This is a genomic window from Dongshaea marina, from assembly GCF_003072645.1.
In the GTDB taxonomy this organism is placed as follows: Bacteria; Pseudomonadota; Gammaproteobacteria; order Enterobacterales; family Aeromonadaceae; genus Dongshaea; species Dongshaea marina.
The window spans coordinates 3,651,410-3,670,352 of sequence record NZ_CP028897.1; the positions used below are offsets into that span (position 1 = coordinate 3,651,410).

Annotated in this window: 16 protein-coding genes and 1 pseudogene; 13 read left to right on the plus strand and 4 right to left on the minus strand. The window is 51.6% G+C overall.

Features of this window, described 5'->3' with window-relative positions:
* Window positions 1-99 precede the first annotated feature (99 nt).
* The 4 genes from DB847_RS17075 to DB847_RS17090 all read left to right on the plus strand — a co-directional run bounded on the left by DB847_RS17075 (window position 100) and on the right by DB847_RS17090 (window position 3,919).
* Window positions 100-357: a hypothetical protein gene (locus tag DB847_RS17075; RefSeq protein WP_108651785.1), complete on the plus strand. Its 258-nt coding sequence runs from the start codon at window positions 100-102 to the stop codon at window positions 355-357.
* Between the two features lie 285 nt (window positions 358-642).
* Complete coding sequence (locus DB847_RS17080) at window positions 643-1,431, plus strand: helix-turn-helix transcriptional regulator (protein WP_108651786.1); 789 nt, start codon at window positions 643-645, stop codon at window positions 1,429-1,431.
* A gap of 90 nt (window positions 1,432-1,521) precedes the next feature.
* On the plus strand, window positions 1,522-3,180 hold the full coding sequence (locus DB847_RS17085; RefSeq protein ID WP_108651787.1) for a LytS/YhcK type 5TM receptor domain-containing protein: 1,659 nt from the start codon (window positions 1,522-1,524) through the stop codon (window positions 3,178-3,180).
* A 7-nt stretch (window positions 3,181-3,187) separates the two neighbouring features.
* Window positions 3,188-3,919 (plus strand): LytR/AlgR family response regulator transcription factor, encoded by a 732-nt coding sequence (locus DB847_RS17090; protein ID WP_108651788.1) that lies wholly within the window; start codon window positions 3,188-3,190, stop codon window positions 3,917-3,919.
* A gap of 16 nt (window positions 3,920-3,935) precedes the next feature.
* On the opposite strand, the pseudogene ggt reads toward DB847_RS17090, so the two are convergent.
* Window positions 3,936-5,710, minus strand: a pseudogene (gene ggt / locus DB847_RS17095) (gamma-glutamyltransferase).
* 428 nt (window positions 5,711-6,138) lie between these two features.
* Between ggt and DB847_RS17100 the strand changes: the two are divergent.
* The gene (locus DB847_RS17100) at window positions 6,139-6,918 is read left to right on the plus strand and encodes a substrate-binding periplasmic protein (protein WP_159084703.1); all 780 of its coding nucleotides are present in this window, start codon (window positions 6,139-6,141) and stop codon (window positions 6,916-6,918) included.
* A 130-nt stretch (window positions 6,919-7,048) separates the two neighbouring features.
* Here the strand turns inward: DB847_RS17100 and DB847_RS17105 are convergent, their stop codons facing one another.
* Complete coding sequence (locus DB847_RS17105) at window positions 7,049-8,269, minus strand: OFA family MFS transporter (protein ID WP_108651790.1); 1,221 nt, start codon at window positions 8,267-8,269, stop codon at window positions 7,049-7,051.
* 515 nt (window positions 8,270-8,784) lie between these two features.
* Here DB847_RS17105 and DB847_RS26140 point away from each other — a divergent pair.
* From DB847_RS26140 to DB847_RS17120, 3 genes are all read left to right on the plus strand, one after another.
* A complete protein-coding gene (locus DB847_RS26140; protein WP_267897719.1) occupies window positions 8,785-9,207 on the plus strand; it encodes an MFS transporter in 423 nt (140 codons plus the stop codon).
* Window positions 9,123-9,929: an MFS transporter gene (locus DB847_RS17115; protein ID WP_159084705.1), complete on the plus strand. Its 807-nt coding sequence runs from the start codon at window positions 9,123-9,125 to the stop codon at window positions 9,927-9,929. The genes DB847_RS26140 and DB847_RS17115 overlap by 85 nt, the downstream gene beginning before the upstream one ends.
* A 161-nt stretch (window positions 9,930-10,090) precedes the next feature.
* Entirely contained in the window at window positions 10,091-10,444 is a 354-nt protein-coding gene (locus DB847_RS17120) for a DUF1971 domain-containing protein (protein WP_108651793.1), read from the plus strand.
* A gap of 42 nt (window positions 10,445-10,486) precedes the next feature.
* On the opposite strand, the gene DB847_RS17125 is transcribed toward DB847_RS17120, so the two are convergent.
* Entirely contained in the window at window positions 10,487-11,125 is a 639-nt protein-coding gene (locus DB847_RS17125) for a YIP1 family protein (protein WP_159084706.1), read from the minus strand.
* Between the two features lie 165 nt (window positions 11,126-11,290).
* Here DB847_RS17125 and tsaA point away from each other — a divergent pair, with 165 nt between their 5' ends.
* From tsaA to DB847_RS17145, 3 genes are all read left to right on the plus strand, one after another.
* Window positions 11,291-12,013 carry a tRNA (N6-threonylcarbamoyladenosine(37)-N6)-methyltransferase TrmO gene (gene tsaA / locus DB847_RS17130; RefSeq protein WP_108651795.1) on the plus strand — a complete coding sequence of 241 codons (723 nt, stop codon included), beginning with the start codon at window positions 11,291-11,293 and terminating at the stop codon, window positions 12,011-12,013.
* 75 nt (window positions 12,014-12,088) lie between these two features.
* On the plus strand, window positions 12,089-12,847 hold the full coding sequence (locus tag DB847_RS17135; protein ID WP_108651796.1) for a tetratricopeptide repeat protein: 759 nt from the start codon (window positions 12,089-12,091) through the stop codon (window positions 12,845-12,847).
* 1,466 nt (window positions 12,848-14,313) lie between these two features.
* The gene (locus DB847_RS17145) at window positions 14,314-15,291 is read left to right on the plus strand and encodes an ABC transporter substrate-binding protein (RefSeq protein WP_108651798.1); all 978 of its coding nucleotides are present in this window, start codon (window positions 14,314-14,316) and stop codon (window positions 15,289-15,291) included.
* 98 nt (window positions 15,292-15,389) lie between these two features.
* On the opposite strand, the gene rsgA is transcribed toward DB847_RS17145, so the two are convergent.
* Complete coding sequence (gene rsgA, locus DB847_RS17150; RefSeq protein ID WP_108651799.1) at window positions 15,390-16,433, minus strand: ribosome small subunit-dependent GTPase A; 1,044 nt, start codon at window positions 16,431-16,433, stop codon at window positions 15,390-15,392.
* A gap of 535 nt (window positions 16,434-16,968) precedes the next feature.
* On the opposite strand from rsgA, the gene DB847_RS17155 reads away from it, so the two are divergent.
* Window positions 16,969-17,601 (plus strand): 2OG-Fe dioxygenase family protein, encoded by a 633-nt coding sequence (locus tag DB847_RS17155; protein WP_108651800.1) that lies wholly within the window; start codon window positions 16,969-16,971, stop codon window positions 17,599-17,601.
* Window positions 17,602-17,628: 27 nt separating this feature from the next.
* Complete coding sequence (locus DB847_RS17160; RefSeq protein WP_108651801.1) at window positions 17,629-18,867, plus strand: cysteine desulfurase-like protein; 1,239 nt, start codon at window positions 17,629-17,631, stop codon at window positions 18,865-18,867.
* The last annotated feature ends 76 nt before the right edge of the window (window positions 18,868-18,943 follow it).

Here is an 18,943-nt window from a genome sequence, read left to right on the forward strand (position 1 = left end):
GCGCCGCCAGGCGCCTGTTTTAAACCTTTGGCAGATCTGCCATCATTAAAACTACACAAGGAGAGATTGCAGCCAACGAGCCGAACTAAGGAGTTGTGGATGCGCCATGTAGCCTGGAATACCCCCTTTCATAAGTACTCTCCCAGCATTGAACTTGCAGGAATCGAAACCGACGATCAGGGATTTATCGTCGTCGTCGCCCCCAATGGCCCCGACTGCTATCCCAAATGGGCGGTCGCCTTCCACAACTTGGTGGCCTATCAGATGCTCCCGGCTCAGACCTCCCTTCCCCAGACGTTTCCCCTTCCCCCGGATGCTACCCAGTGCAGCTATATTATTGAAAAATCCCCTGGATAGAGGAACTCACCCGCTTGGCTCGTCTGGGTCTTCAACAACCTTTCACTTTGTGCCATTATCTGCTGCTTGGACAGGGACACGTGTTGCATCTGATCGCCGATGAGCAGCCCAGCTTTATGCCGATTAATCAGCCGCGTCATTTCAAATCCAAAAAGGTGTAGATTTTTTAAACAATTGAGGGTATAAATACGCACCTTAATGGGCTCACAGCTGAGTCACTTTGAATTTTTTGGTGCTGTATTCACCTTTCTCTAGCGCTCTATTGACTTGCCTAAAGGAGTCGAGATGTATTCGCAACCTGCTGCACAATCTATCCAACCTGCTCGTATTCGTCATGCTGAAATGGTCAAAGAGTTGACCGGTAGCCTCCTGGATATCGAAGGGGTCGTAGCCTGTGTCGTCATGATCATTCTTCGTGGCGGAGAGCGCAGCTGGCTTAGCTGCAGTAAGAGTAATAGTAACAACCAGGTCAGTTGTGACTTCTTTAAAAATGGCCTGTATCGTGCCGATATCCTAACTCAGGGAGCCTTTCTCGGTAAAAACCGGGTGATCTTTCCTGAGGAGTATGTGCACCTGGATGAGCTGGAAAAAAGTTATTTCCAACACCTGCTGAGCTACGGCCTGCACCGCTGCTATTCGCTGGCGCGCAGCTGCTCGGATTGTCATATTCTGGTTCACTGCTACAGTGATGAATCTCCGACAAACCCGTTCCAGTTTTATGAAAGAACGGTTTCACCGCTGGAGCAGTTTACCGCGCAATTTATTGATCGCACCATGGAGCTCTACTGTGAGGAGCTGCCGCAGCTGAGTTACTCGCGCTTCTCCCAGGACGAAAAATACCGTCAGCATGTCCTGACACGTCGCTCCGACCTGCCTGAAACCCAATTCAGTCGTTCAGAGCTGCAGGTCCTGTACTGGAGTGCTCAGGGTAAGACCGCCGAAGAGATCGCCTTTGTGCTGGATATCTCTCACCATACGGTCAAAACCTATCGCCACCGCTTGATCAAAAAGCTCAATGCAACCAATATGACCCATGCGGTCTATCTGGGAAAACAGCTTTCGCTGATCCCCTAAGCCGGTGGTCGCACCATGAATCCCAAGAGGACCAGGGCTTGCCCTGGTCTTTTTATTTCCCATCACAATAAAGCAGGATGAGGCACAGGTATGTATCAGGAACAGTTGATGATGTTACTCGGGGTATTAGAGCGAGCGGCGTTACTCTTCATGGTCCTGTTCCTGCTGACCCGTACCACACTATTCCAGCAGCTGTTTAAAAAGCGCGAGTTCAAACCCACGGAGCTTGCTCTGATCTCGGGATTATTCATCCTGTTTGCGGTGTTCAGCACCTATACCGGGATCCGGGTAGCCGGCTCCCTGGTAAATGTGCGGATTATCGCGATCCTCTCCGGTGGGATCCTGTTTGGTCCCTGGGTCGGCATTCCTGCCGGGCTGATCTCCGGAGTTCACCGCTACATCATAGATGTGGGTGGTGTCACCTCGATCCCCTGCCTCATCTCCAGCATAGTGGCAGGCCTGCTCGGAACCTGGATCCACCTGCGCTGCAAGAAAAATCAGTACTGGATCTATGGCATGCTCAGTGCCATGACCTGTGAGATCCTGACCATGCTGCTGATTGTCGCGCTCTCTCCCCAGAGCGGCCCGGGGATCGTCAAGCTCATCGCGTTTCCTATGATTGCCGGCACCGCCTGTATTGGCCTGATTATCAAGCTCATCCAGGGGCTGGATGATGAGATGGAGCTCATCGCTGCCCGCCAGGCCAAGCTGGCACTGAACATCGCCAACCAGACCCTTCCCTACTTTCGGGAAAATCATCCGGACTCACTCAAGCGGGTGTGCCAGATCATCCGAGACGACATAGGTGCCGATGCGGTCGCCATCACAGATACCCAGGAGGTCCGGGCCTATGTGGGAGTCGGTGAGCAGGCCCATTCCTCGGATAAGCTATGGGAGATAAGCCCCATCACCCGCCAGGCGGTCCAGAGCCGGCAGTTGATCCTAAGCAATGATCTCACCGATAACCTGTTTCGCTCTTTGCTGATCATCCCGCTGACCGAAAATGAACAGATCTCCGGGACCCTCAAGATCTACTACCGCAAGAAGCACAAGATCACCCAGTCCCTCCAGGAGATGGCGATCGGCCTGTCCCATCTCATCTCGACCCAGCTTGAGGTATCACGGATTGAGCAGCTCAAGAGTATGGCGAGCAAGGCGGAGTTTTCGGCACTGCAAAGTAAGATTAATCCGCACTTTCTGTTCAATGCTCTCAATGCCATCTCCTCTCTGATACGGATCCGTCCCGATGATGCCAGAGCCCTGATCGCACATCTGGCGGATTTTCTGCGCTTTAACCTGGAGCGCGGCCAGGAGATGATCGATCTTCAGGAGGAGCTCAAACAGGTCAGAGACTATATCTCCATCGAACAAGCCCGCTTTGGTAAAAAACTTAAGGTGGAGTTTGATGTGGATCCCGTGGATTGCCAAATCCCCTCTTTGTTGATCCAGCCTCTGGTGGAAAACGCGATCCAGCACGGCATCCAGCCCAATCGGGGTCCGGGGGTCGTCACCATTATCGTCAAACAGCTAAGCGATCGGATCAAAATCACGATCCGCGACTCGGGTCGAGGGATCAGCCACCGGGTGATCGAGCGACTGCGTCTTGGCAAAATGCCAAGCCAGAGCATCGGCCTGATGAATGTCGATCAGCGGGTGCTCCTCACCTATGGTCACAGACTTGAGATCAAACGGCTGGAGCCCGGCACCGAGATCTGCTTTTATATCCAGGAGCATCCGGAAAAAAAATGAGGCCATGATGTTAAAAGCCATAATTGTTGAAGATGAGTACCTGGCGCGCGAAGAGCTGAGTTACCTGGTTGGGGCTCACAGTCAGATCGAGATTAAAGCATCTTTTGAAGATGGGCTGGAGGCCTTTAAGTACCTGCAGGATCACAAGGTTGACCTGGTGTTTCTGGATATTAACATCCCCTCGATTGACGGCATGATGCTGGCGAAGACAATCGCCAAGTTTGCAGAAAAGCCACTGATCATCTTTACCACCGCCTACAAGGAGTTTGCGGTGGATGCCTTTGAAGTTGATGCCTTCGACTATATACTCAAGCCCTTTAATGAAGAGCGGATCTGCGCCGTATTGCAGAAGATTGAGGCCAGGCAGCTCATCCGTAATCAACCCGGCTTACCCGGGGCCCCCACAGTAACCACCATCAATCTGTACCGGGATGGACGCATCCTGGTGACTGAGGTAGCCGAGATCAATTATGCCGTCGCCGACGAAAAGCAGACCCTGGTCTTTACCGCCAATGGCCAATTCTCGGTGCCAATGAGCATCAGTGAGCTGGTTGAGCAGCTGCCCGCCGAAAGTTTTTTTCGCTGCCACCGCTCCTATTGCATTAACCTTCGCAAGATCAAAGAGATCACCCCCTGGGTGAATAGCACCTACCTGCTTAAGCTCTATGATGAGAGCCGGGAGATCCCGGTCAGCCGCAGCAACCTCAAGCAGTTTCGTCAACTGCTGGGATTAAAGTGACCAACCGGTAATTAGGCTACTGTGCCTTCGCCTCACCAATGGCTAAGGCCCCGGGGCGCCTTGGATCGGCGACTCCCAGGGTCCCCTTTCCTTTGCCCAGATACTCCACACTATTGGCAGAGCCCATCGCATTGAAAGGCACGACCTGATGACCCATCTGCTGCAGCCTTGCCAGGCTGTCCTCGCTGATCCCCTGCTCATAGCTGAGCTGATCCGGCCAGAGCTGGCTGTGGATCCTCGGTGCACTGACACTCCCCGCTAGGTTGAGCCCCTGATCGATACGGTTGAGGATCACCTGCAAGGTGGTGGTAATGATCCGACTGCCTCCCGGGGTACCGGTTGCCATGAAGGGCTCTCCCTCGGGGGTCAGCACCAGAGTCGGAGTCATTGAGCTCAAGGGGCGCTTGCCGGGGCTATGGTGTTAGCTTCTCCCTGAATCAGGCCATAGCTGTTGGCGGCGCCAGGTTTCGCGGTAAAGTCATCCATCTCATTATTGAGCAGGAACCCTGCTCCCGGGACCGTATAGCCATTGCCGTAGCTCCAGTTCAGGGTATAGGTGTTGGCCACCATGTTGCCCGCCTGGTCGATCACCGAGTAGTGGGTGGTATTGTTACTCTCAAGTCCCACCGGCTTTAAGTAGGAGATCTTGATCGCCGGGGTATGCTTGCTGGCATCTATCTTTTTAACCAGGGTGCTGGCATAGCTTTTTGAGAGCAGCTTCTGTTGGGGGATATCCACAAAATCGGGATCACCGAGATAATAGTTGCGATCGTTATAAGCGTAATTCATCGCCTCGGTCAGCAGATGAAAATAGCGGGCATTGTTACTGCCGATGACCGGCAGATCATAGTTCTCAAGGATGTTGAGCATCTCTACCAGGGTGATCCCTCCTGAGCTGGGAGGCGGCATGGATAACACAGTATATCCGCGGTAGGTTCCCCGCACCGCAGGCACCACCTTAGCCTGGTACTCTTTAAGATCCTTAAGGGTTATAGAGCCCCCGTGTTGCTCCATGGCCGAGACGATCTGATGAGCAATCTTTCCCTGATAAAAAGCCGAAGCTCCCTCTTTGGCAATCAGTTTAAGGGTGCTCGCCAATTGGGGCTGCTTCCAGAGAGTTCCAGGGGGAAGGGCCTTACCCTCTTTGGTGAAAAACTTATGCCGGGAGCTTGGGTCTTGTTTCAGTAAGCCGGAGGCTGCATCAATCGACTCTGATAGCTCCCTGGTCACAATAATCCCATCCTCGGCAAGCTTGATCGCAGGCTGCATCACCTGCTTAAGGGTCAACTTGCCATATTTGTGTTGTGCCAGGACAAGCCCTGCCACGGTGCCCGGAACTCCGGAGCTCAGATAATGGCGGGTCGCAAGGGCACGGTTCACCTTTCCCTTGTCATCCAGATACATATCATGAGTAGCTGCCAGCGGAGCCATCTCCCGATAGTTGATCGCCACAGCCTTATGCTCTTTGGCGAGCCAGACTAGCATAAAGCCACCACCACCAAGATTTCCCGCCTTAGGAAGAGTCACCGCCAACGCAAACCCGGTTGCCACCGCAGCATCCACGGCGTTACCCCCCGCTTTTAGGATCTCTGCGCCCACCCGGGCTGCTACCGCCTCCTGAGCTGCCACCATCCCCCCGGGAGACCAGACGGGATGATAGAGCTGGCGACTCTCCTGAATCGCTGGCACCACCTCGGGAACACCAGCCCTGGCAACAGCCCCAATACTGGTGATACCAACCAAAAATGCGACCCATAGTCTTAGTAACATGCTCATCTCCCTGCTGATCATTTTGCAATCACCTTATGATAAACCGGAGCTGAACGACAACCATAAATCGTAGTTTTCTTATATTAAATTCACAATAGCTAAAACATTAGGTTCTCCAGGAAGCCTATCCGGCTATAGCTATCCATGCTTATGATCCAGCAATTTTTGGCATGCCGGTTCCGCCTGCCTTAGCGCTACTGGTATCTTGCTTTTTACCCCGCCAGCAACCACCATTTATGATAAATGCCGTTGGGGTATCGCCTTATGTTTTTCCACCATCACAGGCCGCAAATACGACTGTCATCTCTCTTAAGCGACCTTGCATCTAATCCGGATCCCTTGTTGTGATGAGTCCCTGGTTGCTTCATATAATAACCAGATATCAATCGGCTCATAATGCCTGGTCGAAATACTTCAGCGACTCAAGGTATCAACTTAAATTGATTCGAATGTTCTCTTTCTTTTTAATTCGATTCAAAAAAATATTAATCATTATTCTGTTGGCTCTATCTATTCCCCTTAGCCATTCATCACAAATCGTTAATGTCGGTGGCTATATCTTCCCTCCCTTCGTATTTGTAGAGTATGGCCAATATAAAGGTTTGACCCTGGATCTAATCAAGGCACTGAACCAATATCAGGAGGAATTCAAATTTCAATTTGTACCTATCTCATCCAAAGGCAGGTACTCTTCATTTGAGTCAAATAAATTTGATCTGATTTTCTTTGAAGATAAAAAATGGGGATGGGATGGATATCCTGTTGTTTCATCAAGGGTTATCCTGACGGGTGGAGAGAAGTACATCGCCCTGTCAGTACCGGGAAGAGATCGAAGCTACTTTGATGACTTTAGTGATAAAAGGATCTCCGTTGTTCGAGGTTATCACTATGGATTTGCAAACTTCAATGCCGATGAGGTATTTTTAAAAACAAAATTCAATGCCCATATCGTCAACTCTCCAAAATCCTTGATTAGGCTAATTCTCTTAGGAAGAGATGATATAGCAGTGGTGACAGAATCATATCTGGAGTTGTACTTTCAAGAAAACCCTATGGATAAAGATAAAATCATTGTCTCTGATAAGTATGATCAAATATATCAGCACACAATTTTACTGAGAAAAGGTAGTGCCTTGAGTCTCAACGAGCTCAATGACTTGCTAAACGGCATGAAGCAATTCGGCATATTAAACGAGATCTTTTCTTCATACAATCAACCAAAACCCTGATGTCAAACCAAATAAAGCCTTTAGCAGGGAATAGTTTCTATATTAATCCTACAGTCAGGATTTTAGTTGTCATAGATATAATCAGGGGGCCTATAGCCCCCTTTAAAAGATGTTCAGAGTCAATCACCCCTTAACTGGCAGATATCGCCACCTCGGGAGTAACAGGTTCTTTTGCAGAGGATCTGACGGGTGTCAGGGTCAAAGAGAGTAGCAGTGAAATCACCAGCAGGCTGAAAATCACCCAGAAGGTTGCAATGAAACCACCAAACAGGGATGCCACGATCGATCCCAGCAGGCTACCGATCCCAAAGCCAAGATAGATGAGACCATAGTTCTTGGTCAGATGCTCCAACCCAAAGAAGTCACTCACCAGGGAAGGGTAGACGGTAATAGAGCCACCAAAGCTTATCGCGATGCAGGCAACTGCCAGATAGAACAAGCTTTCGTTGAGCGGAACAAACAGCAGCAGGCAGATCCCGACCAGGCTAAAAGTCAGCGCGATGCTGATCACCCGGATGCGCAGCATCTTGTCAGACAAAACCCCCAGTGCCAGACGTCCACCCAGGTTGGCAATCGCAATCACGGCAACGGCATTGGCTGCAACCGAAGTGGTCAGATGCACATAGTTTTCCCCGATATCCTTGGCAACCCCGATCACATACAGGCCGCTCATACAGGCTGTCAGGAAAATCAGAGCCAGCATCCAGAACTGAGGGGTCCGCATCGCCTGAGGCAGAGTCAGGTTGCGCACCCTGTTCACTCCCTTGACCAGCTGCTGCTTAGGCGCATCTGTCATCATCAATCCACCCAGGATCACCATCAGCATGGCGATCACACCCCACAGCTGGAAAGTCGCACTCAGACCAAAGGCTCCCAGAAGTTTGGTATTGATAAACTTAAAGCCCAGGCTTCCCAGGCCATAAGCACCGATTGAGAAAGCCGAGATCAGGCCTTTACGCTCGGGGAACCACTTTACACAGTTGGAGAGGGTCATCAGGTAGCCGGTCCCATCGGCAAAGCCCACCAGCAAACCGGCAAAAATATACAGCATCATCAGGTTACTGACATAGGCGGTCAGGAAGAAGCTGCCTCCTAATAACAAACCTGCAGCAATGGTCACCGCCTTGACCCCGAAGCGCTCCTGCATCTTGCCGGACAGTGATGAAGCAACCGCCAGGGAGAGCGTCAGAATACCAAAGGTGAAGGCCACACTGCTGAGGGGCTCATTCAGTTTACTGGAGAGCTCTGCATTAAACAGGCTCCAGGTATAGACAGAGCCCAGTGCAAACTGGGTCAAAATGGTCCCCAGCAGGGTCATGATGCGAATTCTATTGGTGTTGGATTGGTCCATGATGACTACTCTTGTTTCGCCTGATTGTAGTTTCGAAGGGGGAGAAAACTCCCGAATGGATGGCAAAATTACAAAGAAACCACACGAAAACAACAGGTATGGCGAGATAAAAAATGAGATGCATCGGGCAGGAATGAAATGCAAACATAGTGCATGAAATGCAACTGTTCAGCTATGGTAACAAGCTTATAACCTTAGGTGATATATTATTTCCAAAAACCTAGAAATATAAATTGACCTTGGCTGAATATTCCCTTAACTTGGAGTGCAATTCATCATCCGGTGCCACGACTACCATTTATCAGACGATGCATCACCCGGCTCGTAGATCTTGATTTTATAATCCGTTCGGCACCATCCTTGGACATTAAGGGGAGCGTCATGCAAAAGCTCACTGCACCCAGATATTCCTTAGCCTACGGCTGGTTTATGTGGCTACTGATCACACTGTTTTACGGGTTGGATTATTTTCAACACACGGCCCCAGTGTATTGATTGAACCTATTGCAAGCACCATGCATACCAGCACACAGACCATCGGCGATCTGATGAGTGTCTACTTTCCTGTTTATGCGGTCTTTCAGATCCTTGCCGGCTACCTGCTGGATCGCTACAAGCTACGCTTGATCCTGAGCCTTGCGGTTGCCATAGTCGCCGGTGGTTTATTGATGATCGCCATCCCCTCCCTTGGCGCCATTCTGGCTGGCCGGGTACTTATTGCCATCGGCTCTGCATTCGCTTTTCTCGGAGCATTAAAAACCGCCTCTATGTGGCTTCCCGAGAAGGTGTTTCCAGTCGCCGTGGGCCTGATTAATACCATGGGAGTCCTGCTGGGGGGATCTTCGGCCAATATGTGCTCAGTATCATCATCCAGGATTATGGCTGGCAAAATGCGCTCTACTATATTGCACTGGTTGGCTTTATTCTGGCTGCAGTGATCCTGCTACTGTTTCGTGAACGCAGACCAGCGCTACCACAAATCTCAGAGACTCCCTCTTCCGGCCACGGAGTTCTGCTCTGGTCGGTGATGCAAAGCCCCGGAGTCTGGGTTCTGGCTCTGTATGCCGGGATCATGGTGGGCGTGGTGGTGATTGGGTTCTCTGAGCTCTACAATGTGATTTTCACTCAGAAGATCCTGGGGCTTGGTCAAGAGCAGGCGGCCTCGATTACCATTTTGACCTTCATCGGCATCGCGGTCGGAGGGCCCCTGCACGGTGCAATCTCTTCGCTGTTTCGCAAAAACACCAGCTGGATGCGGATCTCTGCCGTCATCACTCTACTGCTATTTGCAACGGTTCCACTTTTTATAGTGACCGGGGTAAAAAGTGTGTGGCTGGTCCGGGTGCTCTACTTCAGCCTGGGCTTTTTTGTTTCCAGCATGCTGTTAAGCTTTGATGTGGTGCGCAATATTGTCCCAAGCTCACTGCACGGCACCGCTTTTGCGCTGATCAACCTGACCATCAGCCTCATCGGTTTTGCCTTTCAGATCATCCTGGGGCATCTGGAGAGCGCTCTGCAATTTATGGACTCTCCAGTGCACCCACTGCGCTCCTATACGCTGTCACTGCTGCTGATCGCCCTGCCGCTGTTGATTGCTGTGCTACTGGTGATATTCAAAGTAAAACCCAATAACACAGAGCCACTGCTCGACCCCAACTAAGGTGGCCACTCCGATCACTTCAGTAAATAGTAACCGGTCCGCTGTAGATCCCCGGGCCGGGCCAAAAATCGAGTCTGACCCGTCTCGACTCAAGGTTGGTCAATTACAGACTCAAAAAGCTCGGCCACCACAGGTGGCCCCCAAGAGTTAAGGAGAAGCAGATGCATACAAATGATAACTCTCTTCCACAAGGCGCGGTTAAGGTTGGATCGACACCCAGTTTTACTCAGGATACGGTCCCACAGGGGCTGCTGAATAACCACCTGGCGCCCAAAGGTAAATTTGGGTGCCTGGTCGTCGAGCAAGGCTCTTTGGAATTTGTCTGGGAAGATGACTCATCCAAGGCTATCAAGGTAACCCCTGAGCAGCCTGTACTGATTCACTCAGAGCGCTTTCACCATCTAGTTATCACAGGTGAAGTCCTGTTCCATGTTGATTTTTACCGCGAGTCAGATAAGGAGGGCGCCATCCCCGAAAAAATGGGAGAGCGCCCGGGGCAAAGCTTTATCAGCTAACCTGAATAAGCATGATTCCGGAGAGCTGCTCCGGAATCATGCTTATGCAGTGAAATGGATCACCAGCCCACTGATGACTCCCAGCGGGATCACAACCACCAGACTTGCTAAAATTGCATTCCCCAAGGCTTTCCAGGCAGAAAAACCCTGAACCTCCGCCAGGCACTTCAAAAACACAATATAAGCCCAGACGATGATCACCAGCTTGATTAAAGCAATCATCAGCACCGCCAGTGACATCCATATCTCACCGCTAAATTCAGGGGGCTGGCTGGTGAAAATAATCGGTCCGAACAGAGCAAAAGAAGGGATCCAGAGCAGGAGTGCCCAGATCTTCGGCACCGACGACCAGGCATGGGCAGCTCTAAGTGCCAGCTGATCCGCTTGCCCTCCCAGCCAGCGGCCGGTCCAGCCCAGCAACCAACTCCCGACATAGAGGACAACCACTCCCAGTACTGCTCCCCCGACAATCGCCACCAGCAACAACCAGGGAAGTGCTAAACGATCGCCCAAATTACTATCACCACTGCGCTCCAGCGCCTCTGCGATTCCGGCAACCATCGCAAGGCATAACACCATTTTTCTGGGATTATGCTCGACAATCTCACGGATCGTCGCCCGGGGGCGGATCCAGATAGAGAGCCAGGGGTTACAGGCTCGTTTCACCAGGTCATCATTCATTACTTCCACTCCACTCACTGCATCTATGCTCTGTATGAATCCATTGATTGTAGAGGGTTCGATGCTGAATGAACATCTCCCCAGACTTGAATTCATCCCCCTCAGGCTTCGCCAACTCCGGCGGCTGTGTTAAATTGAGCCACTCGGTTTTCTCATCCTGACATTATGAATCACAATATCGAAGCGATCGGGACTGTTTACTCCCCCTATCGCGACAAGTTTGCAGTACCCCGTCAACCCGGGCTGGTTCCCTCGGCCAAGGGGTATATTGAATTGAAAGCCCCCTATGATGAGGCGGAAGTTGTCCGTGGCCTTGAGGAGTTCTCACATATCTGGGTGCTGTTTCTTTTTCATCAAAATATGGACAAGGGGTGGACTCCGACTGTGCGCCCTCCCCGCTTAGGCGGCAACCGCCGGGTCGGGGTCTTTGCCAGCCGCTCTACCTTTCGCCCCAACGGCATTGGCATGTCGGTCCTCAAGCTGAGTCATGTAGAGCAGCAATCGGGAGCTATCCGCTTATGGGTCGAGGGGTTGGATCTGGTGGATGGCACCCCTGTCGTCGACATCAAGCCCTACCTTCCCTATGTGGATCAGCAGCCAGATGCTCTGGGGGGGTTTGCCCCCGATGCCCCGCAAACCCAGATGCAGGTTGAATTTAATGATGAGGCCAAACAAGCGTGCAAGCAGCACAGCCGGAAGCACCCTGAACTCAAAATGCTGATCACTGAGCTGCTGGAGCAGGACCCCCGCCCCGCCTACCGTAAAAAAGATGAATCACTGCAAAGCTATGGAATGAGCCTTTACCACCTCAATATTCGTTGGGAGGTTGAGGGAGATAAAACCCGGGTCATCGAAATTGTGCCTTCCGGGGAGCTGATTTCACAATAGCCTGATGTCACTGAGTTAAATTAAGTTACCAGCCACGCCATAGAGAGCGTTGATTGAGCTAAATTGGAGAATACTATGAAACGCAGCCTGGTTTTGATCGCCGGAGTTCTGTTTACCAGCCAGCTATTTGCCAACAGCCTGACCGATGACCTGATGCAGCAGGCAAAAGATGGCGTCGCCAAAGCCCAGGAACAGATCGGTGTCCTGTATGCCAAGGGCAAAGATGTGGTGCAGGATCATGGCTCGGCGATTGAGTGGTTTAAAAAATCGGCAAACCAGGGGTATGCCAAGGCCCAATATGATCTTGGGATCGCCTACACCAAGGGCTATGGCGTCACTCAGGATTATAAAGAGGCAGCCAGCTGGTTTGAAAAATCCGCCGAGCAGAACTATCCGCCTGCACAGTATGATCTTGGCCTTCTCTATCTGTATGGCCGGGGTGTTCCTCAGAACTACGACACAGCGATCAAGTGGCTGGAGCAATCAGCCAAGCTGAAACTGCCTCGCGCTCAGTACAAGTTGGCTTCACTTTATGACAAGGGTGTCGGGGTCCCGCAAGATCACCGGCAGGCGGCAGATTACCTCAGGCAAGCTGCCGAGCAGGGCTATACTCAGGCTCAATTTACCCTGGGCTCTTTCTATGCATCCGGCAAGGGACTGACTCAGGATTATCAGCAGGCCTATATCTGGTACTCGCTGGCTGCCGCTAAGCTTAAAGGCAAGGAGGAGGCGGATGCCATGGTCAAGCGGGATCAGGCGGCGCGCCACCTGAATAAAGATCAACTGGAGAAAGCTCAGCAAACGGCTCGCAAGCTGTTTGATGCACAGAAGTAAGGTGTCCTCTGGATCTCCCGACTAAGCGATAAGGGGAAGACGATCTTCCCCTTATGATCCCCTCTCTCCCCGATATCTGTGCTATAGGCACCAATCAATTGACCGAAGGTCAAGCTATCCAGATTCGCTTTACACCAAAAGCGAGCCTTTTATATATCCTGCGGATGGCTACTTGCCACTGCGTGACAATTGTCGGTCTCGCCCGACTGGCGAGTCACTTTTCTATCAAGAAAAGTAACCAAAAGTTCGCTCCGCGCTGCGAGTCCCTCCGCAAAGCTGCGCGCAACTCGGCATCCTGCCTCGAAAACAAAATAGTGGATTTATCGTTCGCCTCGGCGCTCGCTAACGGGGTTTAAACTCCCCTTTGATTCGCACCGAAGGGGCACGTTGGTGTTTGAGATTGAAGGATATGGATATCCTGAAAGCAGGGTCGAGCCATGGATGGCTCGTTTCTGCGTATCTCATAAAACCAGTGGCTCTGAGGATCAACGCGAATCAGGGGGCACCCTCGGGGTTGTTAGGGGAACTGGGTGAGCAGTTCCCTTGACCCGTAGTCCGCGGCCGGACAATTGTGCCACAGGCACAAAAAGCTGACCGCAGGTCAAATCACTGAAATTCACTTTGTACCAATAGCGAACTTTCATTGTGCTGCGCACGGCTGATTTGCAGCTTTGCTGCAAGTGCTGGTGTGACCGGCGGCAGGCAAAAGAGTGCGCTCGCCCGCACCCTCTTGCATCTCCCCGGGCGCCCCAAATCTCGCTTTACCCTCGTCTCACCTAAGGATCAAGGCACCACTTAGACATCACGTCCATGTGATGACTAAGCTCTCGCGATATCCCTATCGCTCAACCTTAATCCTTAACGGTTCGCCTCGGCGCTCGCTCACGGGGGGATCATGTTCCTTTCTCCGACTCAACTATAGAGGAAATCTAAGTTTTTATGGGTTAGAGGCAGGATGCCGAGCCACGCAGGTCGATGTCGGGGCGTAATTGCGTGGCAATGAAGCGAGAAGCAGGGATGCTGAACTGGGGAAGCCTATAGGGACATAGGCGCATCGTTCCGAAGTGAGCCTTTGGTTACTTTGAGCGATACCAAAGTAACTCGACCGCCAGGCGAGTATCGCTATATGACGAATCCATCAATCCAGACGGCTGCAAGCCAAACAACAAAAATATCTGGGTGTCCTTGGGAGTGCAGAGGAGGTTGGACAAGCAATCCCCTCTGGTCGCAGTCCGCGACCGGACACCTGTGCCACAGGCACAAATTAGCTGACTGCAGATCAATCCATTGAAATTCGCTTGAAGCATCTGCCACCAGACAGCAGATATCACAACAGCCAGGATTGGATCGTCAAATTTAACTCCTTTCAAATTGGGAGCTCAGCCTCTAGCTTTAAAGTATCGGAAGCTCGGCTCTGCGGAGCCCTGTAACCTTACGAAACGAGGTACTTGCAGATGAGATGTTGGATGCTATGCCTAACTCTGGTGCTGTTTTTTCCCGGCTTTTCTTATGCAAAGAGCTCAAAAGTCCTGGTGATCGAGAGCTATCATGCTGAGTATCCATGGAGCCAGAGTTATCGGGAAGGGCTTGAGTCGACCCTGGGTCCTGACTACCAGCTTGAGTACTTTGAAATGGATACCAAGCGCCTCCCTCAGAAACAACACCTCAGAAAAGCCGAAGCGGCCTGGGAGTCTTTTTTGAAAACTAAGCCGGATCTGGTTGTGCTGGCTGATGACAATGCGACCCGCTATTTAGGACCTATCCTGGCACTTCAATCCATCCCTGTGGTCTATCTTGGGCTAAATAATAACCCAAGGGATTACAGCGTATATGGAGCAAAAAATATTACCGGAGTGCTGGAACGCCCCCTGATCAAACGAGCCATCGCCTCGGCAGGAAGCATCTTCACTCCCCGTCCCAGACAGGCGCTCCTGTTGCTTGATAACAGCAAAACATCTCTGGCGATCTTTCAAGATCTTGCCCAAGGAAATCCCAGCCCAACATTTTCTCAGATCCGGGTCGATATCCGCTTAGTGGGTGAGTGGAATAGCTGGAAACAGCTGGTCTTAGAGAGCAAAAAGAACAACTATGATCTGCTATTTGTTGGCCTGTATCATACCCTGCTTGACCAGAATAATCGTCACATCCCAGCCGGTGAGGTGCTACGTTGGACCTCTGAGCACACCCCAATTCCCCCCTTGGGGTTATGGGAGTTTTCAGTTGGAAAAGATAAGACGATCGGTGGGCTGGTACTTTATGGTAAAGAGCAGGGAGTCGAAGCGGCTCGCCTCATCCAACAGATCCTCAATCAGGGGGGCTCGCCGGGTCAGATAAGACCTGTGACCGCACAGAAGGGTCACTTCCTGTTTAGCAAGACGCAGTTAACCAAATGGCATGTTAAGCTGCCCGATAAGATAGAGAAAAAATCCAATTGGGTTGAATGATCACCAGAGTCAGGCCATCTCCCGCCTTACAGACGGGAGATGATCCCAATTTGGCAACGCAAGTCACCATCACTCGTGGAGCCTGATCCTCTATATATTTAATCGCGTTTCTTGCGCTGCCGGACCTCATTTTTTACTGAGCGATAGAAGCGCCCCAGAGAGCGATCCCGGGCGCGCTTTTCGGCCAGAGATTCACGGTTCAACGCCTGCTCGCGAAGTAGCTTCAGGTAGTTGGTCAGACGCCTCTCATTTAAGCTGCCAGAGCGGATGGCTGCCCGTACCGCGCAGCCCGGTTCATCAAGGTGCTGACAGTCACTAAAGCGACACCTATCTGCCAGAGCATCGATATCGGCAAAGGTCTCGCGGATACCGGCCTCACAATCTGCCAGCTGCAGCTCTCGCATGCCCGGGGTATCGAGTAAGATCCCGCCAGTTGGCATAAAGTGCAGCGAGCGCCCGGTGGTGGTGTGACGTCCCTTACTGTCGTCCTCACGAATCGTCCCGGTCTTCTGCATCGTTTGGCCCAGCAAGGTGTTGATCAGGGTGGATTTACCAACCCCGGAGGAGCCGAGCAAGGCGATGGTTTTACCCGGCCGACACCAGGGTTCAAGGACCGTCACGCTCTGGGGATCCAATCCGTTGACGGCTTCCACCATCAGCAGCGGATCCAGTGTCTGTACTTGTCTGACAAACCCACCAGGATCGTCACAGTGGTCGGCCTTGGTGAGTACAACCACAGCTTCGGCTCCGGCCTGTTTGCTCAGTACCAGATAGCGCTCAATACGACTTAAGTTAAAGTTCTCGTTCAATGAACAGGCCACAAAAACCGTATCCACGTTAGCAGCAATCAGCTGAGTGGCGACTTTGCTGCCGGATGCCTTGCGGGAAAACAGGGACAAGCGCTCCAGCAAACGAACGAACCGCCCCTGACTATCCAACAGTAGCCAATCTCCCACTGTCAGCTCGGGCATATTCGGGGTAAGCTCCAATCGCTGCCGGCCGCACTCTCCGATAAGCTCAACCTCACTGCGGTGTTGAGCCATGACTCGCAGGGCAGTGAGATTTTGCCACTCTTCGAGGGTGAATTGTTGCTGAAAAAATGCAGACCAGCCCAGTTTGGGCAGGGAGTAGTTTGTGATCATAGAAACCCCTGACGCATAGCGCCATAAAGATAAGATATCAGGGGCAATTGGCCCCGGCTTAGAAACCGGGCAGCGGGCTCAACTTAACAGTGAGGCTAACGCACTACCCGGAAGGTGGTTACTACAATCATCAATACCCTCCGGTTCAAATTCGTTTTTCGAGTGGCCACTATATCAAACACCACCGCAAGGTCAAATTCGGCCCCTCCACTGCAGCATGCAGGTAACAGATGGCAAAGTTCTCATCGCCACTTATCTAAACGCTCCCGGGCTCTGCTATTAACCTGCAGGCCAGACTTTGAGACCCTTTATGCAACGCAGGCTCCCTCAGGGCCGCTCTCAGCAGAAACACACCAGAGCCATTCCCAGCCTGCGGACAATGACAAAATGGCGCCACCCCAATCTTTTATTCCAAAACAGACGTCATTTTCCACAAAAAATTCGATCCTGATCACCTAAATACAAAAATAAATTGGTCGATGTGAAAAAAGGTGCTATTTATATTAACTCAAAATTAACAAATGAGTAACATGAAATGGAGAGCACTTTTCTTATCGAAGCGTTTCAGGCGCCCGGCCAATACGCAGAAAAACTGGGTCAGTTCTTTGAAACCCTCGAGCCCGATCCCTACCTTGAAAGCAACTGTCGATTTCGAGCTTTTTCCCGCTATCGGAAAAGCGAGCAAGGCATTGAACGCTTAGATGGCAACAACTTCATGCAGTCCTCGGATGTAAACCGCCTGATTGGTGATGTTGAACGCAGTTTCGAGCATATTTCACCTGAGCTTGAGCAACAAGCTGAGTTCCAATACCTGCTGAATGCTTTTATCGAGCGGACCGGTATTGATAGCGAAAAAACTCCGATTGGAGTGCATCAGATCCGGGTGACCTGCTCCTGTGATCTTTCAGGCTCCCCGGCCCCTGAAGGGATCCATCAGGATGGTTTCAATTTCGTTGGGATCTTTTGTGTCAGGCGTGAGAATGTTCGTGGTGGCTATACCCAGATCTTCTCTGCCCCCGTCGATCAGCATCCTCACCTGAGCAGTACCCTTGAAGAGAACCAGTTCATCATTCTCAATGATAAGCGCTACTTTCATTATGTTTCCGAGATCCAGCCCGCTGATAAACAGCAGCCTGGGGTGCGCGATGTCTTTGTCCTCACAGCCTGATATGCAACCACTCTTCTGGAGTCACATATGACCTTTTGCCCCAAGACCGTCCGGGAGCAGTTCCCGGCCCTGCAGCAGCAGATCAAAGGATCTCCTGTATGCTTTTTCGATGGACCCGGAGGCTCCCAGGTCCCCCAGTCCGTATTAGATGCGATGACAAACTACCTGGGACGCTACAACTCCAACCTGGGTGGCTCGTTTTTTTCAAGCCATAAGACAGTTGAGCTGATGGAGCAGGCTCGCCAGCATGCCCAGGCTTTACTCAATGCCCCATCGGAGCAGAACATAGTATTTGGGGCCAATATGACCTCCCTGACCTTCCTGCTGAGTCGGGCTATCAGTCGCAACTGGCAAGCCGGTGATGAGATCATAGTGACCGCACTGGATCACTATTCAAATGTCTCAAGCTGGCAGCAAGCCGCTCAGGATAAGGGCGCTGTCGTTCATCAGGCCCGGATCAACGAAGATGACTGTACCCTGGATTACGAGCACCTGCTTTCACTGATTACCCCAAAAACCCGGCTGGTTGCCCTCAGTTACGCCTCAAACACCACGGGATCTCTGGTCGATGTCAAACCCATCATAGAGGCAGCCCACCAGGTTGGGGCCCAGGTTTATCTGGATGCCGTACATTTCGTTCCCCATCGGTTAGTGGATGTCCAGGCACTGGGCTGCGACTTTCTGGCATGCTCAGCCTACAAGTTTTTTGGTCCCCACCTGGGGATCGCCTATGTTGCACCGAAGTGGCTGCACTCTCTGGATCCCTACAAAGTGGAGCCAGCCACCAATGAGGGGCCTGGTCGTTTTGAGACCGGGACCCAAAGCTTTGAGGCACTGGCTGGCTTGGTGGCTGCTATCCGCTATATGGCCCAGTTCTCCTCGCCTGAGCTATCTCTTCGCCAGCGGTTGGTTCATAGCTTTGAACAGTGTCAGGCCCACGAGATGGAGTTAAGTCGCTACTTTCTGGATAAACTGGCCCAGCATTCTGACATCACTCTTTATGGGATCTCAGACAAAAACCGAATCCATGAGCGAACCCCAACCTTTGCACTGCGATTCAAGGAAGCGATGCCATCGGATATCGCTCAGGTTCTCGGTACCCACAATATCTGTGTCTGGCATGGGCATTTTTATGCACTGGGCTTATGCAGGCAGCTGAGGCTCCTGGATAGAGGTGGTGTACTGCGGATCGGCTTTATGCACTACAACACCCGGGATGAAGTTGATTCTTTATTTGATGCGCTTCAACCATTTTTGATCCGATAGCCCGGACAGGGGGGCTCCCCCTTTGTCTGTCACCCCTTTTATAAAGGCCGCCGCTTATCTTAACGACGCTACATTG

Excerpts from the sequence above, each read along its gene's own strand:
- DB847_RS17075 (WP_108651785.1), top strand. The coding sequence starts at position 100 with ATGCGCCATGTAGCCTGGAATACCCCCTTTCATAAGTACTCTCCCAGC.
- DB847_RS17080 (WP_108651786.1), top strand. The coding sequence starts at position 643 with ATGTATTCGCAACCTGCTGCACAATCTATCCAACCTGCTCGTATTCGT.
- DB847_RS17085 (WP_108651787.1), top strand. The coding sequence starts at position 1,522 with ATGTATCAGGAACAGTTGATGATGTTACTCGGGGTATTAGAGCGAGCG.
- DB847_RS17090 (WP_108651788.1), top strand. The coding sequence starts at position 3,188 with ATGTTAAAAGCCATAATTGTTGAAGATGAGTACCTGGCGCGCGAAGAG.
- DB847_RS17100 (WP_159084703.1), top strand. The coding sequence starts at position 6,139 with ATGTTCTCTTTCTTTTTAATTCGATTCAAAAAAATATTAATCATTATT.
- DB847_RS17105 (WP_108651790.1), bottom strand. The coding sequence starts at position 8,269 with ATGGACCAATCCAACACCAATAGAATTCGCATCATGACCCTGCTGGGG.
- DB847_RS26140 (WP_267897719.1), top strand. The coding sequence starts at position 8,785 with ATGCATACCAGCACACAGACCATCGGCGATCTGATGAGTGTCTACTTT.
- DB847_RS17120 (WP_108651793.1), top strand. The coding sequence starts at position 10,091 with ATGCATACAAATGATAACTCTCTTCCACAAGGCGCGGTTAAGGTTGGA.
- DB847_RS17125 (WP_159084706.1), bottom strand. The coding sequence starts at position 11,125 with ATGAATGATGACCTGGTGAAACGAGCCTGTAACCCCTGGCTCTCTATC.
- tsaA (WP_108651795.1), top strand. The coding sequence starts at position 11,291 with ATGAATCACAATATCGAAGCGATCGGGACTGTTTACTCCCCCTATCGC.
- DB847_RS17135 (WP_108651796.1), top strand. The coding sequence starts at position 12,089 with ATGAAACGCAGCCTGGTTTTGATCGCCGGAGTTCTGTTTACCAGCCAG.
- DB847_RS17145 (WP_108651798.1), top strand. The coding sequence starts at position 14,314 with ATGCTATGCCTAACTCTGGTGCTGTTTTTTCCCGGCTTTTCTTATGCA.
- rsgA (WP_108651799.1), bottom strand. The coding sequence starts at position 16,433 with ATGATCACAAACTACTCCCTGCCCAAACTGGGCTGGTCTGCATTTTTT.
- DB847_RS17155 (WP_108651800.1), top strand. The coding sequence starts at position 16,969 with ATGGAGAGCACTTTTCTTATCGAAGCGTTTCAGGCGCCCGGCCAATAC.
- DB847_RS17160 (WP_108651801.1), top strand. The coding sequence starts at position 17,629 with ATGACCTTTTGCCCCAAGACCGTCCGGGAGCAGTTCCCGGCCCTGCAG.